At 57.6% G+C, this 2386-nt stretch carries 2 protein-coding genes and 1 pseudogene; all 3 read right to left on the bottom strand.

All coding sequences use genetic code 11. The features are described 5' to 3' along the window. Nucleotides 1-412, bottom strand: a 412-nt coding sequence (locus tag GEU01_RS19990; protein ID WP_198284509.1) for a chloride channel protein, incomplete at its 3' end; no start/stop codon positions are given. Between the two features lie 67 nt (nucleotides 413-479). Continuing rightward, nucleotides 480-1763 carry a chloride channel protein gene (locus tag GEU01_RS19985; RefSeq protein ID WP_019087017.1) on the bottom strand — a complete coding sequence of 428 codons (1284 nt, stop codon included), beginning with the start codon at nucleotides 1761-1763 and terminating at the stop codon, nucleotides 480-482. Between the two features lie 389 nt (nucleotides 1764-2152). Beyond that, nucleotides 2153-2260 (bottom strand): annotated as a pseudogene (locus GEU01_RS27125) (integrase core domain-containing protein); the annotation flags it as partial. Nucleotides 2261-2386: the final 126 nt, after the last annotated feature.

Raw genomic sequence — 2386 nt, 5'->3', positions numbered from 1 at the left:
CTTCGCGTCCCAGGGCCAGTCCACTTCCAATCGCCAGCAGACCACCAATGAACTTGACCGGGATGAGCACCCATGGCGCTGGGACCGCGACGCCCGACAGCACGGCCTCGACATGGGGAATACCGCTGCCTGATGCCAGCGGCGCAAAACGGCGCACCATTTCCACTGCGACAAGGGCCGCCAGGGCAACCCCCACGACCAGAAAGCAACCCTCCCACGGAGAACCATGCAGAAACCGGAGAGCCAGATCCGTTCGCGCGGTTTCCAGCCCTTTAAGAAACAGGCGGAAGACCCCACAGATTGCACCGGTCGCAAGCCCGATCAGGATTGACGCTGATGCCAGGAAAACCAGACTGCAGGAACTCCCGGTCTGTTCCGGTGGTGGTTTCCGGTTCGGCACCTGCTGCAGCATCGTGTCTTCTTTCGTTGACTGACGGTTCTCTGGCTCGGAATACTGCATCTGCAACCCGGGTCCCGGTTCAGGAGGGATCAGTTTCCTGCCTTGAAAGTGTTTTTTCCTGACCTGCCTTCCGTTCCGTCTTCTCCATGAACCCCGCGGCGAGGGCGGAATAAAGCGGATGCGGGCAGACCGTGCGCGAGACCCCGAACGCCAGAAACGCAGTCGCGAGAAGCGCCAGCGTGACCTGCTGGTTATCGCATACTTCCATTACGATGATCGTCGCCGTGAGGGGGGACTGGGCAACGCCACAGAAATATGCCGCCATCCCAAGCAGAACGACCGCGCCTGGAGATGTATGGGGCAGGAACTGCTCGATCCATCCGCCCATTCCGGCGCCAATGGCAAGAGATGGTGCAAACATGCCCCCGGGTATCCCCGAACAGAAGGTAATGAGCATGGAAAGGTACTTCAGGAGAAAGAAGGACGCTGGATAATGGAGGCTGCCATCCACGATCCCCCGCGCCTGGAGATAGCCCGTACCATAGGTTGCACCATCGGATGCCAGTCCGATCAGGGCCAGAAGCAGACCGCATAGAGCAGCAAACCCGAGAGGGAAACGTGCTGCAAACGGACGAAGTGATCCCGGCAATCCTTTTGACAGCCTGATGACAAGGCGGGCAAAAAGGCCACCTGCCAGCCCACCGCTTACACCACACACCAGAACGGCCAACCATGCGACACCAACCGGGATGGAGGCACTGGTGCGACCGAAATAGGTATAATTCCCCAGCAGGGCAATCGCGGTGATCCCGGAAAAGATGATGACGGTCAGTGTCCGTCCTGACGATTTTTGTTCAAAGGAATGGGCGAGTTCCTCAATGGCGAATACAACTCCGGCCAGGGGCGTGTTGAAGGCCGCAGCCATGCCGGCGGCTCCGCCCGCCAGGATCATACCGTGTCGGGTGACGTCATTATGCTGACCCATGGCCAGCGAGAACGCATGCATGATGGACGCCCCGATCTGGACGCTGGGTCCTTCGCGACCGATTGAGGCGCCGCAGATCAGACCGAGGCATGTCATCAGGATCTTGCCGAGCGCAATGCGCAATGTCAGAATTCGGTCCACCAGCATGAAATTATGCATATGCAATGTTGCAATTGTCTGGGGGATACCCGAGCCTTGGGCACCATTGAACAGCACGCGCGTCAACCAGGTAATGGCGACCAGTCCAAGCGGTGCAATCAGAAGCATGGACCAGGCATTCAGGGCGACGATGTGGTAACGCAGATCGGCCGCCGCATCCCCCAGATGGGCAAAGATCACGGAAATAATCCCGATCAGCACAGCCCCCGAGCAATACATGAGTGTTCTTTGCCATTTCAGGGTCCTGACACGCGCCAGACGACGAAGCCGACGGGTTCGCCTGGCGCGATTTCGGCCCGGAACGGACTGGCAGTCAGCCTGATCTGCACCATGGTATGACAATGTCGGCAAAATGGTCACGGCAGAGAAGGTCCAGACTGTGATACAGGAACGGGGCATATACCATTTTTTCTTACGCCCCCGCTCAGAACCCATACCGGGAAGCTACAGGAGATTCATCCTCAAAATCTACGGGACTGCTACGTAGATCATTCATACATCTGGTGAGTTCCGTCTGGCTTCATTATCCAGATTATCATGCCGTTCTGCCATGCCCTCGAGACCCTTGTCTGGCGACCGGGTCCGGTGTTTGCCATCCAGTTGGGGATGTGGGGGCGCACCGTATTGTAGTCTGCCCGCCAGTCAGCCAGAATCTGGCGGGCATGCATCAGGGACGTGAGCAACGTTTCGTTGAGACATTCATCCCTGAACCGGCCATATCTTACTTCTAACCTTCGATGAGCCCGGATTTCTTCTGTGGTTGCTGTCCGTTATGCAAGAGTTTTCTGACCCATATTGACGTGTGATCGTGTGCGGTCTTCTGTAAGGCCTGTTGATGTGGC

Origin of the sequence: Komagataeibacter europaeus LMG 18890, assembly GCF_000285295.1 — a bacterium.
Classification (GTDB): domain Bacteria; phylum Pseudomonadota; class Alphaproteobacteria; order Acetobacterales; family Acetobacteraceae; genus Komagataeibacter; species Komagataeibacter europaeus.
This window is presented reverse-complemented; position numbering and strand designations above follow the sequence as displayed.

Excerpts from the sequence above, each read along its gene's own strand:
- GEU01_RS19985 (WP_019087017.1), bottom strand. The coding sequence starts at position 1,763 with ATGTATTGCTCGGGGGCTGTGCTGATCGGGATTATTTCCGTGATCTTT.